Raw genomic sequence first — 21315 nt, forward strand, 5'->3', positions numbered from 1 at the left:
TACCGGGCCTACGAATGAGTACCCTATACAGTCCGGGTAAGCGTAGCGCCACCCGGCTTCATATTTAAATTCAGACAAGATGCCCCATATATGAAGAATGCAACGTTCTATCTTCTGGACAATGACACGCAGCAGGATGGTTTAAGCGCCGTCGAACAACTGGTGTGTGAACTTGCCGCAGAACGTTGGCGAAGCGGCAAACGCGTTCTGATCGCCTGTGAAGATGAAGCGCAGGCGGTTCGCCTCGATGAAGCACTATGGACGCGCCCACCCGAAAGTTTTGTGCCGCACAACCTGTCGGGTGAAGGCCCGCGCGGCGGCGCGCCGGTGGAGATCGCCTGGCCGCAAAAGCGCAACAGCAGTCCGCGAGATCTGCTGATTAGTCTGCGTACAGGCTTTGCAGATTTTGCCACCGCTTTCACAGAAGTGATAGACTTCGTCCCCTACGAAGATTCTTTGAAACAACTGGCCCGCGAACGTTACAAAGCGTACCGCGTAGCCGGTTTCAACCTGACCACGGCAACCTGGAAATAATGGAAAAGACATACAACCCACAAGATATCGAACAGCCGCTTTACGAGCACTGGGAAAAGCAGGGCTATTTCAAACCGAATGGCGACGAAAGCCAGGAAAGTTTCTGCATCATGATCCCGCCGCCGAACGTCACCGGCAGTTTGCATATGGGTCACGCTTTCCAGCAAACCATCATGGACACCATGATCCGCTATCAGCGCATGCAGGGCAAAAATACCCTGTGGCAGGTCGGTACTGACCACGCGGGTATCGCGACACAGATGGTGGTTGAACGCAAAATTGCTGCCGAAGAAGGTAAAACCCGTCACGACTACGGCCGCGACGCCTTTATCGACAAAATCTGGCAGTGGAAAGCGGAGTCTGGCGGCACCATTACCCGTCAGATGCGTCGTCTGGGTAACTCCGTCGACTGGGAGCGCGAACGCTTCACGATGGACGAAGGCCTTTCCAATGCCGTGAAAGAAGTATTTGTCCGCCTGCACAAAGAAGATCTGATCTACCGCGGCAAGCGTCTGGTCAACTGGGACCCGAAACTGCGCACCGCCATTTCCGATCTCGAAGTAGAAAACCGTGAATCGAAAGGCTCCATGTGGCACATCCGCTATCCGCTGGCCGATGGCGCGAAAACCGCAGACGGTAAAGATTACTTAGTTGTCGCCACGACTCGTCCGGAAACGTTACTGGGCGATACTGGCGTGGCCGTCAACCCGGAAGATCCGCGTTACAAGAGTCTCATCGGTAAATTTGTGGTGCTGCCGCTGGTTAACCGCCGCATCCCGATCGTTGCTGACGAGCACGCCGATATGGAAAAAGGTACCGGTTGCGTGAAAATCACCCCGGCGCACGATTTTAACGACTACGAAGTCGGTCGTCGTCACGCCCTGCCGATGATCAACATCTTCACCTTTGACGGCGATATCCGTGAAAGCGCGCAGGTGTACGACACCAACGGCGTGGAAAGCGACGTGTACTCGAGCGAGATCCCGGCTGAGTTCCAGAAACTGGAACGTTTTGCTGCGCGTAAAGCGGTGGTTGCTGCCATTGATGCGCTCGGTCTGCTGGAAGAGATCAAACCACACGATCTGACCGTCCCGTACGGCGACCGTGGCGGCGTGGTGATCGAGCCGATGCTGACTGACCAGTGGTATGTTCGCGTTGCGCCGCTGGCGAAACCGGCGATTGAAGCAGTTGAGAACGGTGATATCCAGTTCGTTCCGAAACAGTACGAAAACATGTACTTCTCCTGGATGCGCGATATTCAGGACTGGTGTATCTCTCGTCAGCTGTGGTGGGGTCACCGCATCCCGGCATGGTATGACGAACAGGGCAACGTGTACGTGGGCCGCAGCGAAGCGGAAGTGCGTCAGGAAAACAACATTGCCGCCGACGTTCCGCTGCGTCAGGACGAAGACGTGCTGGATACCTGGTTCTCCTCTGCACTGTGGACCTTCTCCACCCTCGGCTGGCCGGAAAACACCGATGCGCTGCGTCAGTTCCACCCGACCAGCGTGATGGTGTCTGGCTTCGACATCATCTTCTTCTGGATCGCCCGCATGATCATGATGACCATGCATTTCATCAAAGATGAAAACGGCAAGCCGCAAGTACCGTTTAAAACCGTCTACATGACCGGTCTGATTCGCGATGACGAAGGCCAGAAGATGTCCAAATCCAAGGGCAACGTTATTGACCCGCTGGATATGGTTGATGGTATCGCACTTGAGGATCTGCTGGAAAAACGCACCGGCAACATGATGCAGCCGCAACTGGCGGAGAAAATTCGCAAGCGCACCGAGAAGCAGTTCCCGGAAGGCATTGAGCCGCACGGCACAGACGCCCTGCGTTTCACCCTCGCGGCGCTGGCCTCTACCGGCCGCGATATCAACTGGGACATGAAACGTCTGGAAGGTTATCGCAACTTCTGTAACAAGCTGTGGAACGCCAGCCGTTTCGTGCTGATGAACACCGAAGATCAGGATTGCGGTTTCAATGGCGGCGAAAAAGTGCTGTCGCTGGCTGACCGCTGGATCCTCGCAGAATTCAACCAGACGGTAAAAGCCTACCGTGAAGCGCTGGACGGTTATCGTTTCGACATCGCCGCCGGCATTCTGTATGAGTTTACCTGGAACCAGTTCTGCGACTGGTATCTGGAGCTGACCAAGCCGGTGATGACAGGCGGTTCTGACGCGGAGCTGCGCGGCACGCGTAACACGCTGGTGACGGTGCTGGAAGGTCTGCTGCGCCTGGCACACCCGATCATCCCGTTCATTACCGAAACCATCTGGCAGCGCGTGAAAGTGATTTGCGGCATTACCGCCGACACTATCATGCTGCAACCGTTCCCGCAGTTCGATGCGGCGAAGGTGGATGACGTTGCGCTTGCCGATACCGAATGGCTGAAGCAGGCGATCGTTGCCGTGCGTAACATCCGTGCGGAGATGAACATCGCCCCGGGTAAACCGCTGGAACTGCTGCTCCGTGGCTGCAGCACTGATGCTGTACGCCGCGTGAACGACAACCAGAGCTTCCTGCAGACGCTGGCACGTCTGGAAAGCATCACCGTGCTGCCAGCTGATGATAAAGGCCCGGTTTCGGTGACCAAAATCATCGACGGTGCCGAGCTGCTGATCCCAATGGCGGGCCTCATCAATAAAGACGATGAGCTGGCGCGTCTGGCGAAAGAAGTGGCCAAAATCGAAGCAGAAATCGGCCGCATCGAAGGCAAGCTCTCTAACGAAGGGTTTGTGGCTCGTGCACCGGAAGCGGTTATCGCCAAAGAGCGTGAAAAACTGACCGGCTATGCTGAAGCGAAAGCGAAGCTGATTGAGCAGCAGGCGGTTATCGCTGCGCTGTAAGCGCCGTGGGGTTATACCCGCCAGTCGGATAAACGTTGTAGATCCGACGCAGCAGACCGAAAAGCCCCTGATGCTGTTGCTCAGGGGCTTTTTAGTGAATTATCCTCGCTTGCGCTTCCCCTACCCGCAGTGTTATTAACTGCATATGTTTCACGTTGATGTCATGAGCTTGCTATGAGTGTTGTTACGCCCGTTGCGGCGACGCTTCGCCGGATAACCGCTGAAGATAATGCCGCCATCGCCTCCGTTATCCGCCAGGTCTCTGCCGAATACGGTTTAACCGCCGATAAAGGCTACACGGTCGCCGATCCGAATCTGGATGAATTGTTCGAGGTTTACAGCCAGCCCGGCGCAGCTTATTGGGTGGTTGAACGCAATGGGTTGATTGTCGGCGGCGGTGGCGTTGCCCCGTTAAGCTGTAGCGAATCGGGCATTTGTGAACTGCAGAAGATGTATTTTTTACCCACAGCCCGTGGGCAAGGCCTGGCGAAGAAACTGGCGCTGATGGCACTCGAACATGCCCGCGAACAGGGCTTCCAGCAATGTTATCTGGAGACGACTGCGTTCCTGACCGAGGCAATTCGTCTGTATGAGCACCTTGGCTTTGCGCGTATCGCTGAACCGCTTGGCTGCACCGGCCACGTCGACTGCGAAGTGAGAATGCTCAAACCCCTTTGATGGCTCAAAGGGGTTTTCCGGTTTACTGCATTTCCGGCGATAGCGCCAAACGAACAACGCCTGCGGCATTGGCTTCCGGCATTGCCAGAACCTGCGACCAGAAATCCTGCACCAGTCCACAGGCGACTTTCTCTTTGCCTACGCCTTTGCTTGGGTCAGACATGATGTCGATATCCTGCCCATAACGCTGCACCAGCCCCGGGCCAATGGCCTGCATATCTGCCAGCGCCTGCTGTTTTTCCTGCGGCGTGACCGCGTGTTTATTCGGCCCGTAGGCGGCACGCATCATTCGCGCGTCGCTCTCGGTACGGCGAGTGAGAAGCTCATGGGAAATCACTTTCACCGGGTTAATACCGCCTTTCACCGCCGGGAACAGGAAGCGGAAGCAGACGTCATCGCCGCTGGCCTGCGCCTGGGCTATCTGCTCAAGGTTGATTTTCATATACTCAACCACGTTGGCATCAGGTGCCTGCTGTAGCCGGGCCATTTGTAGCTGCAGGATTTGCGGCTGGATGGCATCGATAATCTGCTGCTGATCTTTGCCCGCCTTTTTCATCTGCACCGATAGCTCGAGAATATGCTGCCAGAACGCCGGATCCTGTTCTTTAATGACCTGGAACGTCGGCATGCTCATCATCGCCGATTCAAATTTCTGCTCTTCGGTCTGCCCATAATCCGGGCTCATGCGCGGTATGAGATAGTGCACGTCAAACAGATTCCAACCAATAATCGCCACCACGAAAATGACGCCCCCGGCGGCCTTGCCTACCCAACCCTTTTTACGAAATACGCCGACCAGCACGGCAATCACCGCGCCAATATAGCCTGCCAAAATTACGTGAGCCCAGTTCATTAACCATCCTTATTCCAATCAAGAGTTCTGCCGGGGATTATATTTCCCCTTTATGAGTGTTGATTATTGCGGCAATGGACGGGCATTTCCAGCCACCATATTTTCATTTGCGCAAGGGGTGACGATGAGGGAGGGAGGAAAACGGCGCGAACGCGCCGGGAGCAAGGCTATACAGGTACGCCGCTGTGAAAGCGAAACTCCGCATCAGGCGTTGTGATAAGCAGCGCCTCAACTTCACCAAAGAATTTCACCCGTGGGGAAATGTCCTCCTGTGCCACCTGCTGCGCCAGCATCAGGTAGTCCTGATAGTGGCGCGCTTCTGAGCGCAACAGGGACAGATAGAATTTCTGCAGATCCGCGTCAAGGTACGGTGCCAGCGCGGCGAATCGCTCACAGGAACGCGCTTCGATGTAGGCCCCGCAGATGAGCTTGTCGATAAGCGTCAGCGGTTCGTGAGTGCGCACTTCTTTCAGCATCCCTTTGGCATAGCGACTGGCGGTGATCTTCACGTAGGGGATATCGCGCGCCAGCATGATTTCCCGCACCTGCCAGAAATGGTGAAGTTCCTCTTTGATGAGCAACACCATGCTGTCGATAAGCTGCCGTCCCCAGGGATCGTCGGTTTTCGGCATCACACTTTTGCCAATTAGCTTATGCAACGCGACGAAATCCGGTTCCGGCCCCTCGCGAAAGGTAAAAGCCTCATAAGGTTTCAGCCATTCCAGCAGCGCCTCTGCGCTCTGCTTGTCGGCAATATATTTTCGCACCAGCAGCATCGCGGTTTGCGCGGCTTTCAGCTCGCAGACCATATGATCGGTGAGCAGCAGAGGCAACCGGGCGGGGTTGCGCGCTTCGTCGATCCACGCAGCGGGCGTCGGGCAAGGGAGAAAATCTAAAATGGGGGCGAGTAGTTGCGGGTAATCCATACCTGAATCCTGCAGTGCGGCGGGAAGCCCGCCGCACGGGTTACAACTTAGTGGCGAACGCCGTCATCATCTTCGTCGACGTAGTCTTCGTCATCGTCTTCGCCGTCTTCACCATTGGGATCTTCATAGTAAGTTCCCCAGCCGTCGTACTCCACGTCGTGTTTTTCCGCCAGGTTCATCAGCTGTTCAACCTGCGCATCAATCAGTTCTGCCTTCAGTGCGCATTCGCTGAGGATGTCACAGCAGATCACCACGTCTCCCTCTTCCACTTCCAGCTCTTCCGGCTCAGTCACTTCATAACCCAGCTTGAAAGCCTCTACAGCCACTTTCTCCAGAGTTTCTAAGTCATCAGCGGAAAGATGGTGTTCGATGGTATACAGCGCGTCCGGATCGCTACCGTCTTCCAGTAATTCTTCAATGATGAGACGCGTCTCTTCACGTTGCTCTTCCAGATGTTCCGGGTTTGCCATTGCTCGTTCCTCATAATGTGCGGCAGTCACTCTTATTGTCACATACCGCTGACAATGCCTCCACCTTTGTGAAAAAGATTTGTGATACAGGGTTGCAAGTGAATATTAATACATATAAAGTGAATTTTAATTCAACAAGTGGTCTGTACCATGAGAGGCAAACATGACGTCGTTACATCACAAGCATTTCCTGAAATTACTCGATTTCACCCCTGCACAAATCATCTCGCTCGTGCAGCTCGCCGCAAGCCTTAAAAAAGATAAAAAACAAGGTGTTGAGCAGCAAAAACTGGTCGGGAAAAACATCGCGCTCATCTTCGAAAAAGACTCAACCCGTACACGATGCTCTTTCGAAGTTGCCGCACACGATCAGGGTGCTCACGTCACTTATCTGGGGTCAAACGGCAACCAGATTGGGCATAAAGAATCAATTAAAGATACCGCGCGCGTGCTGGGCCGGATGTTTGACGGCATTCAGTATCGCGGCTGGGGGCAGGAAGTGGTTGAGACGCTGGCGGAATTTGCGGGTGTGCCGGTGTGGAACGGTCTGACGGATGAGTTCCACCCGACGCAACTGCTGGCTGATCTGCTGACCATGCAGGAGCATCTGCCGGGCAAAGCCTTCAATGAGATGACGCTGGTTTACGCCGGGGACGCACGCAACAATATGGGTAACTCGATGCTGGAAGCGGCCGCGCTCACCGGGCTGGATCTGCGTCTGGTGGCGCCGAAAGCCTGCTGGCCGGACGCAGGTCTGGTCGCCGAATGCACTGCGCTGGCGAAGAAACACGGCGGTAATGTTACGGTCACTGAAGACATCGCCGCTGGTGTTAAAGGCGCAGACTTCATCTATACCGACGTGTGGGTGTCGATGGGCGAGCCGAAAGAGAAATGGGCTGAGCGGATTGCGCTGCTGCGCGATTATCAGGTCAATAGCCAGATGATGAAGCTCAGTGGCAACCCGAACGTCAAGTTCCTGCACTGCCTTCCGGCGTTCCATGACGATCAAACCACCGCCGGTAAGAAAATGGCGGAAGAGTTTAATCTGCATGGCGGTATGGAAGTGACGGATGAGGTGTTCGAGTCGCCAGCAAGCATCGTGTTCGACCAGGCGGAAAACCGGATGCATACCATCAAAGCGGTGATGGTGGCGACACTCGGTGAGTAATTTCCTGGCCCGGCGGCGCAAGGTCGCCGGGCTATCTCTTTATTCCACCCGCATTTTTACTACGGCTTTACGCACCTTCGCAGGCGCTCCAACGGCACAAAGAGGTTTATGCACTTCCCCCGGCCAGAACACCACGAAATCCCCTTCACTGAGGATCACCGTTTTTTCCTGCGCCCCTTCCGGCAGGAAAGCGATGTCTTTATCCGCTAACCAGTCAGTCTCCGGCTTGCCATTTGGCAGGGTACTGAACGTCATTCCTTCCTGACCCTTCAACAGGATCTGAATATCCAGATAGCGCGCATGAAACTCTGCCCGACGCGCCGCGAGCGGTTCTGTCATATCTTCTGACAGCAGATAAAACAGGCGACTGCCGTCGATTTCATGCTTACCCAGCTCCGTGGCGGCGGTCACGTTCGCTTTGACGAACTCAATAGCGTCGCGAAGCTCAGTTGGTAGCCAGGGCTGAAGGTGATGGATGTTGCCAACGATCATGATAATTACCTCAATTAAAACACCGTTTCATTTTAATCGTTATACGCAAGACGCCGTTGCCATACCACCCCTTTATGTCACATTTTTGCGTAAGCGCATGTTTATCGTGGAAAGTGTTAATTAACGGTTAATTCGCTGCCGCACCTTATGCAGTAAATATGCATAACTGCCGAATGCCGCCCTGAGAGGCCCCGTCTAAGCGACTGAATTATAACGAGTAAAGCAAATACTCTGTGCTCACTCACAATTTAATCATCCGTCTGAAATGCGTGTCCATTCAATAATTATTTCGAGAAAATTATTACCCGCAAAATAATAAAGTAATAATTATGCATAATCATACCAGAGAAAATAATAATTATTTATTAATCAATAAGTTACATAATATTGTAGTTATTGAAATTATCTACACCCTATTAACAACCAAAAATAACAATCTGCCCTTTTGCTTACTCATTCATTTAAAGAAGACAGCAAAATAAATAATCTCTGACCTTTATCATATAATCAGAATTTGTTTTATTTTCCCGAAGCCACTGTGAGAACTGTCACATTTTACCGCCAGAAAAGCATCGACTATTAGCCGCGAAATCTTTCACCAAAACGACTACGAATTAAATTTCGCAGCCACCCTTTTATTCTAAAAAGTTAAAGGAATAATTATGGAAAAGCATTATGTCGGTTCCGAAGTGGGCCAGTTGCGCAGCGTAATGTTACATCGCCCTAATTTAAGTTTAAAACGACTGACACCGTCAAATTGCCAGGAATTGCTGTTTGATGATGTGCTTTCAGTCGAGCGCGCCGGGGAAGAACACGACGTTTTCGCCAATACATTACGCCAGCAAGGTGTGGAAGTTTTGCTGCTTACCGACCTGCTGACCGAAACGCTGGACATCCCGGATGCCAAAGGCTGGCTGCTGGAAACGCAGGTTTCTGACTACCGCCTCGGGCCAACTTTCGCCGCTGATGTGCGTGGCTGGCTGGCCGATCTTCCGCACCGTGAACTGGCGCGGCATTTAAGCGGCGGCGTCACCTACGGGGAAATTCCCGCCAGCATTAAAAATATGATCGTGGATACGCATGATATCAATGACTTTATTATGAAGCCATTGCCAAATCATTTATTTACCCGCGATACGTCATGCTGGATTTATAACGGCGTGTCAATTAACCCGATGGCTAAACCGGCCCGTCAGCGCGAAACAAATAATCTGCGCGCGCTTTATCGCTGGCACCCGAAATTCGCCAACGGTGATTTTATTAAATATTTTGGCGACGAAAACATTAATTACGATCACGCCACGTTAGAGGGCGGCGACGTGCTGGTCATTGGTCGCGGCGCGGTATTGATTGGCATGTCTGAGCGCACCACACCGCAGGGGGTTGAATTTCTGGCCAGCGCCTTGTTCAGGCATCGCCAGGCGGAACGGGTGATTGCGGTTGAACTGCCGAAACACCGCTCCTGCATGCATCTCGATACCGTCATGACCCATATCGACGTCGACACCTTCTCCGTCTACCCGGAAGTGGTGCGCAAGGACGTGCAGTGCTGGACGCTGACGCCGGACGGTCGCGGCGGCATCAAACGCCTGCAGGAGCGCGATCTGCTGCATGCCATCGAAAAAGCGCTGGGGATCACTCAGGTCAATCTCATCACCACCGGCGGCGACGCCTTCGAAGCCGAACGCGAGCAGTGGAACGATGCCAACAACGTACTGACGATCCGCCCCGGCGTGGTTATTGGTTACGAGCGCAACATCTGGACCAACGAGAAATACGACAAAGCCGGGATCACCGTCCTGCCCATTCCTGGTGACGAACTGGGACGCGGACGCGGCGGCGCACGCTGCATGAGCTGCCCGCTGGAACGCGACGGAATTTAAGGAGATGAGCATGACGAAACCCACACTGGTCGTCGCCCTGGGCGGCAACGCGCTGCTGAAACGCGGCGAACCGCTCGAAGCTGACATCCAGCGCAAGAACATTGAACTTGCCGCAAAAATTATCGCCCGGCTGACGCAGAACTGGCGCGTCGTGCTGGTACACGGCAACGGCCCGCAGGTTGGTCTGCTGGCGTTGCAGAACAGCGCTTACGAAAAGGTCACGCCCTATCCGCTCGATATCCTCGGTGCGGAAAGCCAGGGAATGATTGGCTACATGCTGCAGCAGGCACTGAAAAATCAGCTGCCGCAGCGCGAAATCAGCGTCCTGCTGACCCAGGTGGAAGTAGATGCGAACGATCCCGCGTTCAGCAACCCCACCAAATACATCGGCCCGGTCTACGACCGCGGGCAAGCCGACGCCCTGAAAGCGGAAAAAGGCTGGGTGTTTAAAGCCGACGGACCGTATTTCCGCCGCGTGGTGCCGTCACCACAACCGCAGCGCATCGTCGAACACGATGCCATCAGCGCGCTGATCGCCCGTGACCATCTGGTCATCTGCAACGGCGGCGGCGGTGTGCCGGTGGTGGAACAGGCCGATGGCTACCGCGGCATTGAAGCGGTGATCGACAAAGACTTGTCCGCCGCGCTGCTGGCGCGCCAGCTCAACGCCGACGCGCTGTTGATCCTCACCGATGCCGACGCCGTTTATCTCGACTGGGGCAAACCCACCCAACGCCCGCTGACGCAGGTCACCCCGGAACTGCTGAGCACATTGTCATTTGATGCAGGCTCCATGGGGCCGAAGGTCGCCGCCTGCCGCCATTTCGTTGTGCAGTGCAACGGCATTGCCGGTATCGGCTCGCTGGCTGATGGCCCGGACATTCTGGCGGGTGGAAAAGGCACGCTAATTCGTAATGAACACGCCCCGGTGCTGCCGGTTTGCTGAGAAATACAAAGGATTTCTTCATGACTATCAATTTGAAAAACCGCAATTTTCTGAAACTGCTGGACTACAAACCTGCCGAAATTCAGTACCTGATCGATCTGGCGATGGAACTGAAAGCGGCGAAAAAAGCGGGACGCGAAAAGAAAACGCTGGTGGGCAAAAACATCGCGCTGATCTTTGAAAAAACCTCCACCCGTACCCGCTGCGCGTTTGAAGTCGGGGCGTTCGACCAGGGCGCACAGGTGACCTATCTCGGCCCAAGCGGATCGCAAATCGGCCACAAAGAGTCGATGAAAGACACCGCGCGTGTTCTGGGCCGCATGTACGACGGCATTGAATATCGCGGTTACGGCCAGTCGATCGTCGAAGAGCTGGGTGCGTTTGCCGGGGTACCGGTCTGGAACGGGCTGACCGATGAATTCCACCCGACCCAGATCCTCGCAGATCTGATGACCATGCTGGAACACGCGCCGGGCAAAACGCTGCCAGAGCTCAGCTTCGCCTACCTGGGCGATGCCCGCAACAACATGGGCAACTCGCTGATGGTCGGCGCGGCAAAAATGGGAATGGACATTCGCCTCGTGGCGCCGCGCGCATTCTGGCCGGACGAAGCGCTGGTGAAACAGTGTGTCGCCATTGGTGAAGAGACTGGCGCACGCATTCTGTTAACGGAAGACGTTGAAGACGGCGTTCATGGCGTGGATTTCCTCTACACCGATGTCTGGGTGTCGATGGGCGAACCGAAGGAGGCCTGGGCCGAACGCGTCAGCCTGATGACCCCCTACCAAATCAACCCGCGCGTCATCGCCGCGACGGGAAATCCGAACGTCAAGTTTATGCACTGTCTGCCCGCGTTCCACAACGCGCAGACCACTATGGGTCGCGAAATCGAAATCGCGTATGGCCTGGCCGGACTGGAAGTCACCGAAGAGGTGTTCGAGTCGGCGCACTCCATTGTGTTCGATGAAGCGGAAAACCGCATGCATACCATTAAAGCCGTCATGGTTGCCACGCTTGGCGAGTAATGCCTGAGAAGGGATGCCGCCCGGTGCGGCGTCTTTTCCTCTGCGCAACCAGACAGGAGGATAATACGATGACTGATTTAACGAAGGACGACGCAACAGCCGCCAGTAGCGGCGAGAAAAAGCTCGGGCTGAGCGCGCTGGTGGCGCTGGTCGTAGGATCTATGATTGGCGGCGGCGTATTCAGCCTGCCGCAGAACTTTGCCTCGGTCGCTTCACCCGGCGCGCTGATGATCGGCTGGGTGATCACTGGCATCGGCATGCTGTGCCTGGCGTTTATTTATCAGAACCTGAGCGCCCGCTGCCCGCATCTCGACGGCGGTATCTACAGCTATGCCAGAGCCGGATTTGGCGATTTCATCGGCTTTCAGGCCGCATGGGGTTACTGGTTTTCGGCCTGGCTCGGCAACGTTTCCTACGCCGTGCTGCTGTTCAGCGCCGTGAGTTTTTTCATCCCCGTTTTTGGTGATGGCAACAACCTGGTCTCGATCATCGGCGCGTCGGTGGTGCTGTGGCTGGTGCATACACTGGTGATGCGTGGTGTCAGGGAAGCGGCGTGGATCAACACCATTCTCACGGTGGTGAAAGTGCTGGTGCTGATTATTTTCATCATCGCCGTGCTGATCGCCTTTCGTCTGGGCGTACTGACCGCCGATTTCTGGGGGCGCATGATGCGTGTCGATGGCACCGCGCCTGAGCTGTTCAGTCAGGTGAAAAACACCATGCTGGTCACTACCTGGGTGTTCATTGGTATTGAAGGGGCCACCGTGGTTTCCGCTCGCGCAGCAAAACGCAGTGATATCGGTAAAGCGACGGTTGTCGGTCTGCTGGGCGCGCTGGCTATTTATGTGCTGGTCAGCGTGCTGTCGATGGGGATCCTTGATCAGGCGACGCTGGCGGGTTTAAAAAATCCGTCAATGGCCGGGGTGCTGGAAAGCGTCGTCGGGCCGTGGGGCGCGAAATTTGTCGCGGGCGGCGTGATTTTCTCCGTCGCCGGGGCGCTGCTGGCGTGGACGCTGTTCGCCGCCGAACTGCCGAAAGTCGCCGCGCAGGATGGCGTTTTCCCGTCACTGTTCGCCCGTGAAAACAGCCGCAATTCTCCGTCAGTTTCCCTGTGGATCACCAACGGTCTGGTGCAACTTTTTCTGCTGCTGGCACTGTTTTACCAGGCAGGCTATCAGGTGCTGTTTTCCATTGCGACAGCAGCGATCCTGCCGCCGTATTTGTTCAGCGCTGCATACGGTCTGAAGCTGGTAATGACGCGGGAACATTATCAGACGGATGAGAAAACCCTGCGTGACGGCATTATTAGCGTCATTGCCACGCTGTATGGTTTCTGGCTCTGTTATGCCGCAGGCGATTCCATGTTGCTCAGTTCGCTGTTATTCATTCCGGGCGCTGCGGTTTATATCTGGAAGAAAAAAACCAGCCAGCAACGTTGTTTCAATACGCTGGAGTGGGGCGTTCTGGTGCTGCTACTGCTGATGGCAGTCTACACACTAATGCTGATTGCAGCGGGTACCATATCTATCACATGATGGAATAACCATATTAGTGATGGGTCTATTTATCTGGGTAAACAATAAATAACCAATAAAATCGGCACGTAAGTTATTGATTGTTCAAAAACGTTTGTTTTATCAACATGGAAACTGAAATCCGATGATGAAATTTGACCAACCCACCAGTGATAAAGAGCAGCTTCAGCTTGCCGTTTGTCAGCGCCTGATAGGTGAAAAAAGTTATTTATCCCAGGAAGAGCTTCGCCGCGATCTGCAGCGCCACGGCTTTGACAGCATCAGCCAGTCAACGGTGTCCCGCCTGCTGAAATTGCTTGGCGTCATAAAAATAAGAAATGCCAAAGGACAAAAAATTTATTCTGTGAATCCTCAATTGCGCCCGGCCCCTAACGCCGCACGTTCGATTGCCGAAATGGTGGTGAGTGTCGAACACAATAGCGAATTCATCCTTATCTACACCGCAGCGGGGTACGGGCGTGCAGTGGCGCGAATTCTCGATTATCACGCCTTGCCTGAAATCCTCGGCGTGGTGGCAGGTAGCAGCATTGTCTGGGTTGCCCCGCGCGATGTTAAGCGCACAGCGCTGGTACACAAACAGATTAATTATTTACTTATGATGAATTGATATGCGCAGATAACCGTTTACCTTCGCAAATTTGTGCATTAATCGCTTGATCCGAAAATGCAGCTGCGTATAATGCCGGACAATTTGCCGGGGGGAAGCATGGTCCAGAGTGTACGACATACTGTCTTACCGCGTCTGAAAAAGGGCGCAGGCCTGCCGTTTTTCTTCCCGTTGATCATTCATTCTCAAAGCCCCTTATTTAAGGGGCTTTTTTTTGCCCAGCGATCAGGAGATAAACATGGCTAACCCGCTATATCAAAAACATATCATTTCCATAAACGATCTTAGTCGCGAGGACCTTGAACTGGTGCTGGCGACCGCGGCGAAACTGAAAGCAAACCCGCAGCCGGAGCTGTTGAAGCATAAGGTGATTGCCAGTTGCTTCTTCGAAGCCTCGACCCGCACCCGACTGTCGTTCGAAACCGCAATGCATCGCCTCGGCTCGAGCGTGGTCGGTTTCTCCGACAGCGCCAACACATCGCTGGGCAAGAAAGGGGAAACCCTCGCCGACACCATTTCGGTCATCAGCACCTACGTTGACGCCATCGTCATGCGTCACCCGCAGGAAGGTGCGGCGCGTCTGGCGACCGAATTTTCCGGCAAGGTGCCGGTACTGAACGCTGGTGACGGCTCCAACCAGCACCCGACGCAGACGCTGCTGGATCTGTTCACCATTCAGGAAACCCAGGGACGTCTGGAGAACCTCAACGTGGCGATGGTCGGCGATCTGAAATATGGCCGTACCGTACACTCGCTGACCCAGGCGCTGGCGAAATTTAATGGCAACCGCTTTTACTTTATCGCGCCGGATGCGCTGGCGATGCCGCAGTACATCCTCGACATGCTGGACGAAAAAGGCATTGCCTGGAGCCTGCACAGCGCCATCGATGAGGTGCTGAACGAGGTGGACATTCTGTACATGACCCGCGTGCAGAAAGAGCGTCTCGACCCGTCGGAATACGCAAATGTCAAAGCACAGTTTATTCTTCGCGCCTGTGATCTGGAGAATGCCCGCAGCAATATGAAAGTGCTGCACCCACTGCCGCGCGTCGATGAAATCGCCACTGATGTCGACAAAACCCCGTATGCCTGGTACTTCCAGCAGGCAGGCAACGGGATTTTCGCACGCCAGGCGTTACTGGCACTGGTACTGAATAGCGAACTGGTTCTGTAAGGGGAAATGACAATGACACACGATAATAAACTTCAGGTTGAAGCCATCAAATGCGGCACCGTAATTGACCACATCCCTGCGCAGATCGGCTTTAAGCTGCTGACGTTATTCAAACTGACCAAAACCGACCAGCGCATCACCATCGGTCTGAACCTGCCATCCGGCGAGATGGGACGCAAAGATCTCATTAAAATTGAGAATACATTCCTGACCGACGAGCAGGTAAATCAGCTGGCGCTGTACGCACCGCAGGCTACCGTCAATCGTATCGACAACTATGAAGTGGTTGGCAAATCGCACCCGAGCCTGCCGGATCGCATCGACACCGTGCTGGTGTGCCCGAACAGCAACTGCATCAGCCACGCAGAGCCGGTCTGCTCCAGCTTTGCCGTGAAAAAGCGTACCAGTGATATCGCCCTGAAATGCAAATACTGTGAGAAAGAATTCTCTCATCATGTTGTACTGGCTAACGATTTCTGACTGGTAATGGCGGGCCTGGCCCTTATAATGACCAGGACCCTAATTACCGCTGTATTCAGGAGATAACATGAGCAAAACTATCGCGACGGAAAATGCACCCGCAGCTATCGGCCCGTATGTTCAGGGCGTTGATCTTGGCAGCATGATCATCACTTCCGGTCAGATCCCGGTGGATCCAAAAACCGGCAGTGTACCGGAAGCCGTTGCCGCACAAGCGCGTCAGTCGCTGGAAAACGTGAAAGCGATCGTTGAAGCAGCAGGTCTGAAAGTGGGCGATATCGTGAAAACGACCGTTTTCGTTAAAGATCTGAATGATTTCGCGACCGTAAACGCCACGTATGAAGCCTTCTTCACGGAGCACAATGCCACTTTCCCGGCACGATCTTGTGTTGAAGTCGCGCGTCTGCCGAAAGATGTGAAGATCGAAATCGAAGCTATCGCAGTTCGTCGCTAATCGCGGTGCCGGGTCACGAAGACCCGGCTAGTGTTTTCACCGCACCGGGTCCAGGGAGGATTAATAGAGCGTCACGCGTTCGAGGATTTCCTGCGTATACGGTGCCGCATGCGGCCACGGTTGGCTGCTGCCCAGCGCGATGTTGGGTTTGTTTTTGCCATGGAAGTCGCTGCCGCAGGTCGCCAGCAGCGAGTTATCCAGCGTGTACTGGTAAAGCGCATGGCGAAGCGCCTCGTCATGATAGCTGGAGAACACCTCCACCCCCTGCACACCGAGCGGCCGCATTTGCTCAATCACCGACAGATGTTTTTCCTTCACGTTGGCACCGATATGCGCAATCACCGGAATGCCGCCGTTGTCGATAATCAGCGCCGCCATTTCTGCCATCGGCGGGAGATCAACCGTCACATGACAGGGCTTGCCTCTGCCGAAAAAATCCCAGAAAAAGTTAATCAGCGGCATATCGCTGCGCGCGTTTCCGGCCCGGTAAGGCAGTAACAATGCGTGATTCGCGTTACGCTCATCGTCTAAAATCAGCTCCGCCATCTCCTCTTCCTGTGGGATGCGGTCGCCCGCCATGGCATACAGGCGCTCTTCGTCGAAATGAAACCCGAGCGCCCGCAGTTTGCTGAGTTTCAGCGGCGTCGCCGCGCGTTCAAGCTGGTGGAAATTCTGTTCAACGGCGTCAAAATCCCGGCTGTCGCGCCGAAAGCCGTAGCCCAGCAGGTGGTAATTATTTCCTTCAAACGAACAATCAATTTCGATCCCCGTCATCACACTGACGCCATTCGTTTTGCCGTAGCGAATGGCCCCTTCCACTGATCGTGCGGAGTTGTGATCGGTGACCGCCAGCACCGACACCTCTGCCGCTTTCGCCATCATGAGCAGGTCGCTGACAGCGAAATCGGCATCATCGCTGTACGCCGAATGGGTATGCAAATCGATACGTTTCATCATCTTCTCCTTAAGCTGATAATCATGTACTGACAGGCACTATACCGGACGGCGTAACCGGAAAATTTGCGCTCGCATAATAACCGGTTGCAATTTACTGCCAGCCGTAACGACGGCTGTAAAATCCTTTCACCAGTTGGGTGAGAGTCATATATCCCGCCAGAATCGCCACCAGCCATGGAAAATAGCTCAGCGGCAGCGCCTGTAACTGCAGATACCCCGCCAGCGGCGAGAATGGCAGCGCGATGCCCGCGACCATCACCACCAGCGTCATCGCCAGTAACGGCCATGCGGCGCGGCTCTGAATGAACGGAATGCGGCGCGTGCGGATCATATGCACGATCAGCGTCTGCGACAGCAGCCCCACCACGAACCAGCCGGACTGGAACAACGTCTGGTGTTCCGGCGTGGTGGCATGGAACACAAACCACATCAGGCAGAAGGTGAGGATGTCGAAGATCGAGCTGATCGGCCCGAAGAACAGCATGAAACGCCCCAGATCACGCGGGTTCCAGCGCTGCGGTTTCTGTATTTGTTCGTCGTCCACATTGTCGAACGGGATCGCCACCTGTGACACGTCGTACAGCAGATTCTGAATCAGCAGGTGCAGTGGCAGCATCGGCAGAAACGGCAGGAATGCGCTGGCGACCAGCACGCTGAAGACGTTACCGAAATTCGAACTGGCGGTCATTTTGATGTATTTCAGCATGTTGGCGAAGGTGCGACGCCCTTCGATCACCCCCGCTTCCAGCACCATCAGGCTCTTTTCCAGCAGAATGATATCCGCGGCTTCCCGGGCGATATCCACGGCCCCCTCCACCGAAATACCAATATCCGCCGCGCGCAGCGCGGGTGCATCGTTAATGCCGTCGCCCATAAAACCCACCACATGTCCTTCGCGCTTCAGCAGCGTCACGATGCGCTCTTTGTGCAGTGGTGTCAGGCGCGCGAACAGCGTTGTGTGGCGGGCAAGCTGTGCCAGTTCATCGTCGCCAAGTCGCTCGATGTCGCTGCCGATCACCACCTCGCCGGGATCAAGCCCGACGTCATGGCACACTTTCGCCGCCACCAGCTCGCTGTCGCCGGTGAGGATTTTGACGGTGATCCCGCTGGCTTTCAGCGCATTCAGCGCCGGGGCTGTGCTCTCTTTCGGTGGGTCAAGAAACGCGATGTACCCTTCGAGGATCAAGTCAGATTCATCAATACGTTGATAATCCCCTTCCCGCGCCGGCAGCGTTTTGCTGGCAACCGCCACCACACGCAGCCCCTGACGGTTGAGCGTGTCGGTTACCCGGGTGATGCGGCGCAGCATAGTGTCGTCCAGCGGCACGATGTCGTCGTTGTAGCGCACCTGCGTGGAGACGCGGAGGATCTCCTGCAACGCACCTTTGCAGATCAACCGATGAATGTGTTCCTGTTCTGCAACCACCACCGACATCCTGCGGCGCTCAAAATCAAACGGGATCTCATCCACTTTCTGCCAGCGTTCCGCCAGACTGCGCGCGGCGTCCTGACCGACACCCTCCAGTACCGCCGTGTCGAGCAAATTTTTCAACCCGGTCTGATAATGGCTATTGAGCCAGGCGCAATGCAGCACGCGCTCGCTGGGCTTGCCGGAGACATCGGTATGGTTTTCCAGCACGATTTTGTCCTGTGTCAGGGTGCCGGTTTTGTCGGTACAGAGAATATCCATCGCGCCGAAATTCTGGATCGCATCCAGATGTTTGACGATCACTTTTTGTTTCGACAACTTCACCGCACCGCGCGCCAGCGTGGAGGTGACGATCATCGGCAGCATTTCCGGCGTCAGCCCCACGGCCACAGAGAGCGCAAACAGCGCCGCTTCCCACCAGTCGCCTTTGGTATAGCCATTAATCAACAGCACCACCGGCGTCATCACCAGCATAAAACGGATGAGCAGCATACTGACGCGGCTGATGCCTTTCTGAAACGCATTCGGCTCGCTCACCTGCTCGCTGACGCGCCCGGCCAGTTGCCCGAACCAGGTTTTTTCGCCAGTGGCGAACACGACAGCCTGCGCTGTACCGCTGACCACGTTAGTACCCATAAAGCAAAGGGTGTCGCACTCAAGCGGATTGCTTTGCTGTGGTTCACGGCTGCGGACAACTTTCTCTACTGGCAGTGATTCGCCGGTCAGCGACGCCTGGGCGACGAACAGATCGCGGGCCTGAAAAACGCGCAGATCAGCAGGGATCATGTCGCCCGCAGACAATTTCACCACGTCGCCGGGCACCAGTTGATCAAGCGGGATTTCGCACCAGCGGCTTTCGCCCCGATCATTAACCACTCGCAACACCGTAGCGGTATTGCTGACCATCGCTTTCAGCGCATCTGCCGCCCTGGTGGATCGCGCTTCCTGAATAAAGTTCAGCAGGGTGGAAATGCCCACCATCAGGGCGATCACGCCCGCGGCAAACAGATCTTCAGAGGAATAGGAGATAATGCCGAGCGCGGTCAGCAGCAAATTAAACGGGTTGCGATAGCACAACCACAAATGCACCCACCACGGCAGCGGTTTTTGCGCTGGCAGCGTGTTGGTGCCGTATTGTTCACGCTGATCCTCAACCTCCATCGCGTTCAGCCCTTCCGGGTGGCTGTTAAATGCGCGCCAGATTTCATGTTCATCCATCGCGGCGACGTTCAGGCAATGGCGGGCAAGCGAGTCCGGAACGGGACCGCTGGCGAATGCTTTTCCTTCGGGCATCGGGTCGCGCTGAACGAGACGGCGCGGCAGACGGCGGCTGAGCTGTGCAAACAGCTGCCGGGTAATATTTTTCCACATAAAAAAGTCCCTCCACGCCCACAACAGACGGGCGCAGTATGGTTTTCAGGCAGGGCAAGGCCGTACCTGAAAGGCACAAAAATTGATTGCAGGGACATCAACGACGCCACTGCCTTACCGCGCCGGTAAGGCAGTCATCACAGCTTTACCGGAGCGAAAAATACCCCCATCGATGATGGGGAGTGGGATCGGGATCCATACAGCCTCCGGTAAGTGAAAGAAGAGAGACCGCGCAAGTCAGCCAGATAAACGATGAAGCTTGTGCGATGATGGCGTTATCATACGACCGCGCAACTAAACCGGGCATCAACCAGATTTTACCCATTGCGGTTTGGTTGAATCACAGTAGTCTCTGTTATTCTGCAGCACTGGCTTACTATGGGAATTGAGGATGCAAAACCGGCTGACCATCAAAGACATCGCTCGTTTAAGCGGGGTGGGTAAATCCACCGTCTCCCGCGTGCTGAATAATGAAAGCGGCGTGAGCGAACGCACCCGGGAACGAATTGAAGCGGTGATGCTTCAGCACGGATTCTCCCCTTCCCGCTCGGCGCGCGCCATGCGTGGGCAAAGCGACAAAGTGGTCGCCATTATCGTTACCCGTCTTGATTCCCTCTCTGAAAACCTCGCCGTGCAGACGATGCTGCCTGCGTTTTACGAACGCGGTTACGATCCAATCATGATTGAGAGCCAGTTTTCCCCGGCGCTGGTGGAAGAACATTTAGGCATGCTGAGTCGCCGCAACATTGACGGCGTGGTGCTGTTTGGTTTTACCGGCATTACCGAGGCGATGCTTGAGCCGTGGCAGTCGACGTTAGTGCTGCTGGCGCGGGACGCCAACGGGTTTGCTTCGGTCTGCTATGACGACGAAGGCGCTATCGGAATACTGATGCAGCGCCTGTACGATCAGGGGCATCGCCATATTAGTTTCCTCGGCGTGCCGCACAGCGACGTCACCACCGGCAAACGTCGTCATGACGCCTATCTCGCCTTCTGTAAAAAGCGCAAGATCAACCCGGTTGCCGCATTGCCGGGCCTGGCGATGAAACAGGGTTATGACAATGTCGCGAAAGTCATGAACGCCGATACCACCGCGCTGCTCTGCGCCACCGACACCCTCGCGATTGGCGCCAGCAAATATTTGCAGGAACAACGCATCGACAGCATTCAACTGGCGAGCGTGGGCAACACACCGCTGGTGAAGTTTCTCCACCCGGAAATTATCACTGTTGATCCAGGCTACGCCGAGGCGGGAAGCCGCGCGGCACAACAGTTGATCGAGCAGATCAACGGCCACGCCGATCCGCGTCAGATAGTGATCCCCGCACGACTCGCTTAACCCCTGGTGGCACAAATAGTGTGATCTTCGCTGCGTTTCGGGAACGTTCCCATTTACCAGATTTGAGGAAAGGCTCAGGATGCTCCTCAGGTCATTACGCACATCCTTCATCTGCCATGAGGCTTCATGATGAGCAAAG

Annotated in this window: 20 protein-coding genes and 1 pseudogene; 14 read left to right on the plus strand and 7 right to left on the minus strand. The window is 55.0% G+C overall.

Translation table 11 applies throughout. The features are described from left to right. Positions 1 to 90 precede the first annotated feature (90 nt). The 3 genes from holC (at position 91) to GTGU_RS09535 (ending at position 4067) form a co-directional block, all read left to right on the plus strand. On the plus strand, positions 91 to 534 hold the full coding sequence (gene holC / locus GTGU_RS09525) for a DNA polymerase III subunit chi (protein ID WP_038156108.1): 444 nt from the start codon (positions 91 to 93) through the stop codon (positions 532 to 534). Continuing rightward, complete coding sequence (locus tag GTGU_RS09530; protein ID WP_038156110.1) at positions 534 to 3389, plus strand: valine--tRNA ligase; 2856 nt, start codon at positions 534 to 536, stop codon at positions 3387 to 3389. The genes holC and GTGU_RS09530 overlap by 1 nt, the downstream gene beginning before the upstream one ends. A gap of 174 nt (positions 3390 to 3563) precedes the next feature. Then, positions 3564 to 4067, plus strand: a complete 504-nt coding sequence (locus tag GTGU_RS09535) for a GNAT family N-acetyltransferase (protein WP_038156111.1) — start codon at positions 3564 to 3566, stop codon at positions 4065 to 4067. 22 nt (positions 4068 to 4089) lie between these two features. Here the strand turns inward: GTGU_RS09535 and GTGU_RS09540 are convergent, their stop codons facing one another. From GTGU_RS09540 to rraB, 3 genes are all read right to left on the minus strand, one after another. Further along, the gene (locus tag GTGU_RS09540; RefSeq protein WP_038156113.1) at positions 4090 to 4920 is read right to left on the minus strand and encodes a hypothetical protein; all 831 of its coding nucleotides are present in this window, start codon (positions 4918 to 4920) and stop codon (positions 4090 to 4092) included. A 167-nt stretch (positions 4921 to 5087) separates the two neighbouring features. Then, positions 5088 to 5846, minus strand: a complete 759-nt coding sequence (gene miaE, locus GTGU_RS09545; RefSeq protein WP_038156115.1) for a tRNA isopentenyl-2-thiomethyl-A-37 hydroxylase MiaE — start codon at positions 5844 to 5846, stop codon at positions 5088 to 5090. Positions 5847 to 5893: 47 nt separating this feature from the next. Then, the gene (rraB, locus tag GTGU_RS09550) at positions 5894 to 6316 is read right to left on the minus strand and encodes a ribonuclease E inhibitor RraB (RefSeq protein WP_038156116.1); all 423 of its coding nucleotides are present in this window, start codon (positions 6314 to 6316) and stop codon (positions 5894 to 5896) included. A 163-nt stretch (positions 6317 to 6479) separates the two neighbouring features. On the opposite strand from rraB, the gene argF (GTGU_RS09555) reads away from it, so the two are divergent. Continuing rightward, a complete protein-coding gene (gene argF, locus GTGU_RS09555) occupies positions 6480 to 7484 on the plus strand; it encodes an ornithine carbamoyltransferase (RefSeq protein ID WP_038156118.1) in 1005 nt (334 codons plus the stop codon). A gap of 39 nt (positions 7485 to 7523) precedes the next feature. Here argF (GTGU_RS09555) and GTGU_RS09560 read toward each other — a convergent pair whose 3' ends face one another. After that, positions 7524 to 7976 carry a YhcH/YjgK/YiaL family protein gene (locus tag GTGU_RS09560; protein WP_038156120.1) on the minus strand — a complete coding sequence of 151 codons (453 nt, stop codon included), beginning with the start codon at positions 7974 to 7976 and terminating at the stop codon, positions 7524 to 7526. Between the two features lie 662 nt (positions 7977 to 8638). On the opposite strand from GTGU_RS09560, the gene arcA reads away from it, so the two are divergent. The 9 genes and pseudogenes from arcA to ridA all read left to right on the plus strand — a co-directional run bounded on the left by arcA (position 8639) and on the right by ridA (position 16080). Then, a complete protein-coding gene (arcA, locus tag GTGU_RS09565) occupies positions 8639 to 9859 on the plus strand; it encodes an arginine deiminase (RefSeq protein ID WP_038156122.1) in 1221 nt (406 codons plus the stop codon). Positions 9860 to 9869: 10 nt separating this feature from the next. Then, entirely contained in the window at positions 9870 to 10805 is a 936-nt protein-coding gene (gene arcC / locus GTGU_RS09570) for a carbamate kinase (protein ID WP_038156124.1), read from the plus strand. A 20-nt stretch (positions 10806 to 10825) separates the two neighbouring features. Continuing rightward, a complete protein-coding gene (gene argF, locus GTGU_RS09575) occupies positions 10826 to 11830 on the plus strand; it encodes an ornithine carbamoyltransferase (protein WP_038156127.1) in 1005 nt (334 codons plus the stop codon). 68 nt (positions 11831 to 11898) lie between these two features. Further along, entirely contained in the window at positions 11899 to 13365 is a 1467-nt protein-coding gene (locus GTGU_RS09580) for a basic amino acid/polyamine antiporter (RefSeq protein ID WP_038156128.1), read from the plus strand. Positions 13366 to 13492: 127 nt separating this feature from the next. Then, the gene (locus GTGU_RS09585; RefSeq protein ID WP_419096672.1) at positions 13493 to 13972 is read left to right on the plus strand and encodes an arginine repressor; all 480 of its coding nucleotides are present in this window, start codon (positions 13493 to 13495) and stop codon (positions 13970 to 13972) included. A gap of 99 nt (positions 13973 to 14071) precedes the next feature. Continuing rightward, positions 14072 to 14208: pseudogene (gene pyrL, locus GTGU_RS24520) on the plus strand (pyr operon leader peptide). Between the two features lie 2 nt (positions 14209 to 14210). Continuing rightward, positions 14211 to 15146, plus strand: a complete 936-nt coding sequence (gene pyrB, locus GTGU_RS09590; protein ID WP_038156133.1) for an aspartate carbamoyltransferase — start codon at positions 14211 to 14213, stop codon at positions 15144 to 15146. 12 nt (positions 15147 to 15158) lie between these two features. Beyond that, the gene (gene pyrI, locus GTGU_RS09595) at positions 15159 to 15626 is read left to right on the plus strand and encodes an aspartate carbamoyltransferase regulatory subunit (protein WP_038156135.1); all 468 of its coding nucleotides are present in this window, start codon (positions 15159 to 15161) and stop codon (positions 15624 to 15626) included. 67 nt (positions 15627 to 15693) lie between these two features. Continuing rightward, the gene (ridA, locus tag GTGU_RS09600; RefSeq protein WP_038156138.1) at positions 15694 to 16080 is read left to right on the plus strand and encodes a 2-iminobutanoate/2-iminopropanoate deaminase; all 387 of its coding nucleotides are present in this window, start codon (positions 15694 to 15696) and stop codon (positions 16078 to 16080) included. Positions 16081 to 16140: 60 nt separating this feature from the next. On the opposite strand, the gene GTGU_RS09605 is transcribed toward ridA, so the two are convergent. From GTGU_RS09605 to mgtL, 3 genes are all read right to left on the minus strand, one after another. Continuing rightward, positions 16141 to 17034 (minus strand): PHP domain-containing protein, encoded by an 894-nt coding sequence (locus GTGU_RS09605; protein WP_038156140.1) that lies wholly within the window; start codon positions 17032 to 17034, stop codon positions 16141 to 16143. 94 nt (positions 17035 to 17128) lie between these two features. Then, a complete protein-coding gene (mgtA, locus tag GTGU_RS09610) occupies positions 17129 to 19837 on the minus strand; it encodes a magnesium-translocating P-type ATPase (protein WP_038156142.1) in 2709 nt (902 codons plus the stop codon). 145 nt (positions 19838 to 19982) lie between these two features. Continuing rightward, positions 19983 to 20162 (minus strand): mgtA regulatory leader peptide MgtL, encoded by a 180-nt coding sequence (gene mgtL, locus GTGU_RS27010; RefSeq protein ID WP_425427416.1) that lies wholly within the window; start codon positions 20160 to 20162, stop codon positions 19983 to 19985. Between the two features lie 66 nt (positions 20163 to 20228). On the opposite strand from mgtL, the gene treR reads away from it, so the two are divergent. Then, on the plus strand, positions 20229 to 21176 hold the full coding sequence (gene treR, locus GTGU_RS09615; RefSeq protein ID WP_038156144.1) for a trehalose operon repressor TreR: 948 nt from the start codon (positions 20229 to 20231) through the stop codon (positions 21174 to 21176). Positions 21177 to 21315 lie beyond the last annotated feature (139 nt).

The sequence above is a fragment of the Trabulsiella guamensis ATCC 49490 genome, assembly GCF_000734965.1.
GTDB classification, from domain to species: domain Bacteria; phylum Pseudomonadota; class Gammaproteobacteria; order Enterobacterales; family Enterobacteriaceae; genus Trabulsiella; species Trabulsiella guamensis.

Excerpts from the sequence above, each read along its gene's own strand:
- GTGU_RS09580 (WP_038156128.1), top strand. The coding sequence starts at position 11,899 with ATGACTGATTTAACGAAGGACGACGCAACAGCCGCCAGTAGCGGCGAG.
- GTGU_RS09585 (WP_419096672.1), top strand. The coding sequence starts at position 13,493 with ATGAAATTTGACCAACCCACCAGTGATAAAGAGCAGCTTCAGCTTGCC.
- GTGU_RS09605 (WP_038156140.1), bottom strand. The coding sequence starts at position 17,034 with ATGAAACGTATCGATTTGCATACCCATTCGGCGTACAGCGATGATGCC.
- holC (WP_038156108.1), top strand. The coding sequence starts at position 91 with ATGAAGAATGCAACGTTCTATCTTCTGGACAATGACACGCAGCAGGAT.
- arcA (WP_038156122.1), top strand. The coding sequence starts at position 8,639 with ATGGAAAAGCATTATGTCGGTTCCGAAGTGGGCCAGTTGCGCAGCGTA.
- treR (WP_038156144.1), top strand. The coding sequence starts at position 20,229 with ATGCAAAACCGGCTGACCATCAAAGACATCGCTCGTTTAAGCGGGGTG.
- miaE (WP_038156115.1), bottom strand. The coding sequence starts at position 5,846 with ATGGATTACCCGCAACTACTCGCCCCCATTTTAGATTTTCTCCCTTGC.
- GTGU_RS09530 (WP_038156110.1), top strand. The coding sequence starts at position 534 with ATGGAAAAGACATACAACCCACAAGATATCGAACAGCCGCTTTACGAG.
- mgtA (WP_038156142.1), bottom strand. The coding sequence starts at position 19,837 with ATGTGGAAAAATATTACCCGGCAGCTGTTTGCACAGCTCAGCCGCCGT.
- arcC (WP_038156124.1), top strand. The coding sequence starts at position 9,870 with ATGACGAAACCCACACTGGTCGTCGCCCTGGGCGGCAACGCGCTGCTG.
- rraB (WP_038156116.1), bottom strand. The coding sequence starts at position 6,316 with ATGGCAAACCCGGAACATCTGGAAGAGCAACGTGAAGAGACGCGTCTC.
- pyrI (WP_038156135.1), top strand. The coding sequence starts at position 15,159 with ATGACACACGATAATAAACTTCAGGTTGAAGCCATCAAATGCGGCACC.
- ridA (WP_038156138.1), top strand. The coding sequence starts at position 15,694 with ATGAGCAAAACTATCGCGACGGAAAATGCACCCGCAGCTATCGGCCCG.
- argF (WP_038156118.1), top strand. The coding sequence starts at position 6,480 with ATGACGTCGTTACATCACAAGCATTTCCTGAAATTACTCGATTTCACC.
- pyrB (WP_038156133.1), top strand. The coding sequence starts at position 14,211 with ATGGCTAACCCGCTATATCAAAAACATATCATTTCCATAAACGATCTT.
- GTGU_RS09560 (WP_038156120.1), bottom strand. The coding sequence starts at position 7,976 with ATGATCGTTGGCAACATCCATCACCTTCAGCCCTGGCTACCAACTGAG.
- GTGU_RS09540 (WP_038156113.1), bottom strand. The coding sequence starts at position 4,920 with ATGAACTGGGCTCACGTAATTTTGGCAGGCTATATTGGCGCGGTGATT.
- mgtL (WP_425427416.1), bottom strand. The coding sequence starts at position 20,162 with ATGGGTAAAATCTGGTTGATGCCCGGTTTAGTTGCGCGGTCGTATGAT.
- argF (WP_038156127.1), top strand. The coding sequence starts at position 10,826 with ATGACTATCAATTTGAAAAACCGCAATTTTCTGAAACTGCTGGACTAC.
- GTGU_RS09535 (WP_038156111.1), top strand. The coding sequence starts at position 3,564 with ATGAGTGTTGTTACGCCCGTTGCGGCGACGCTTCGCCGGATAACCGCT.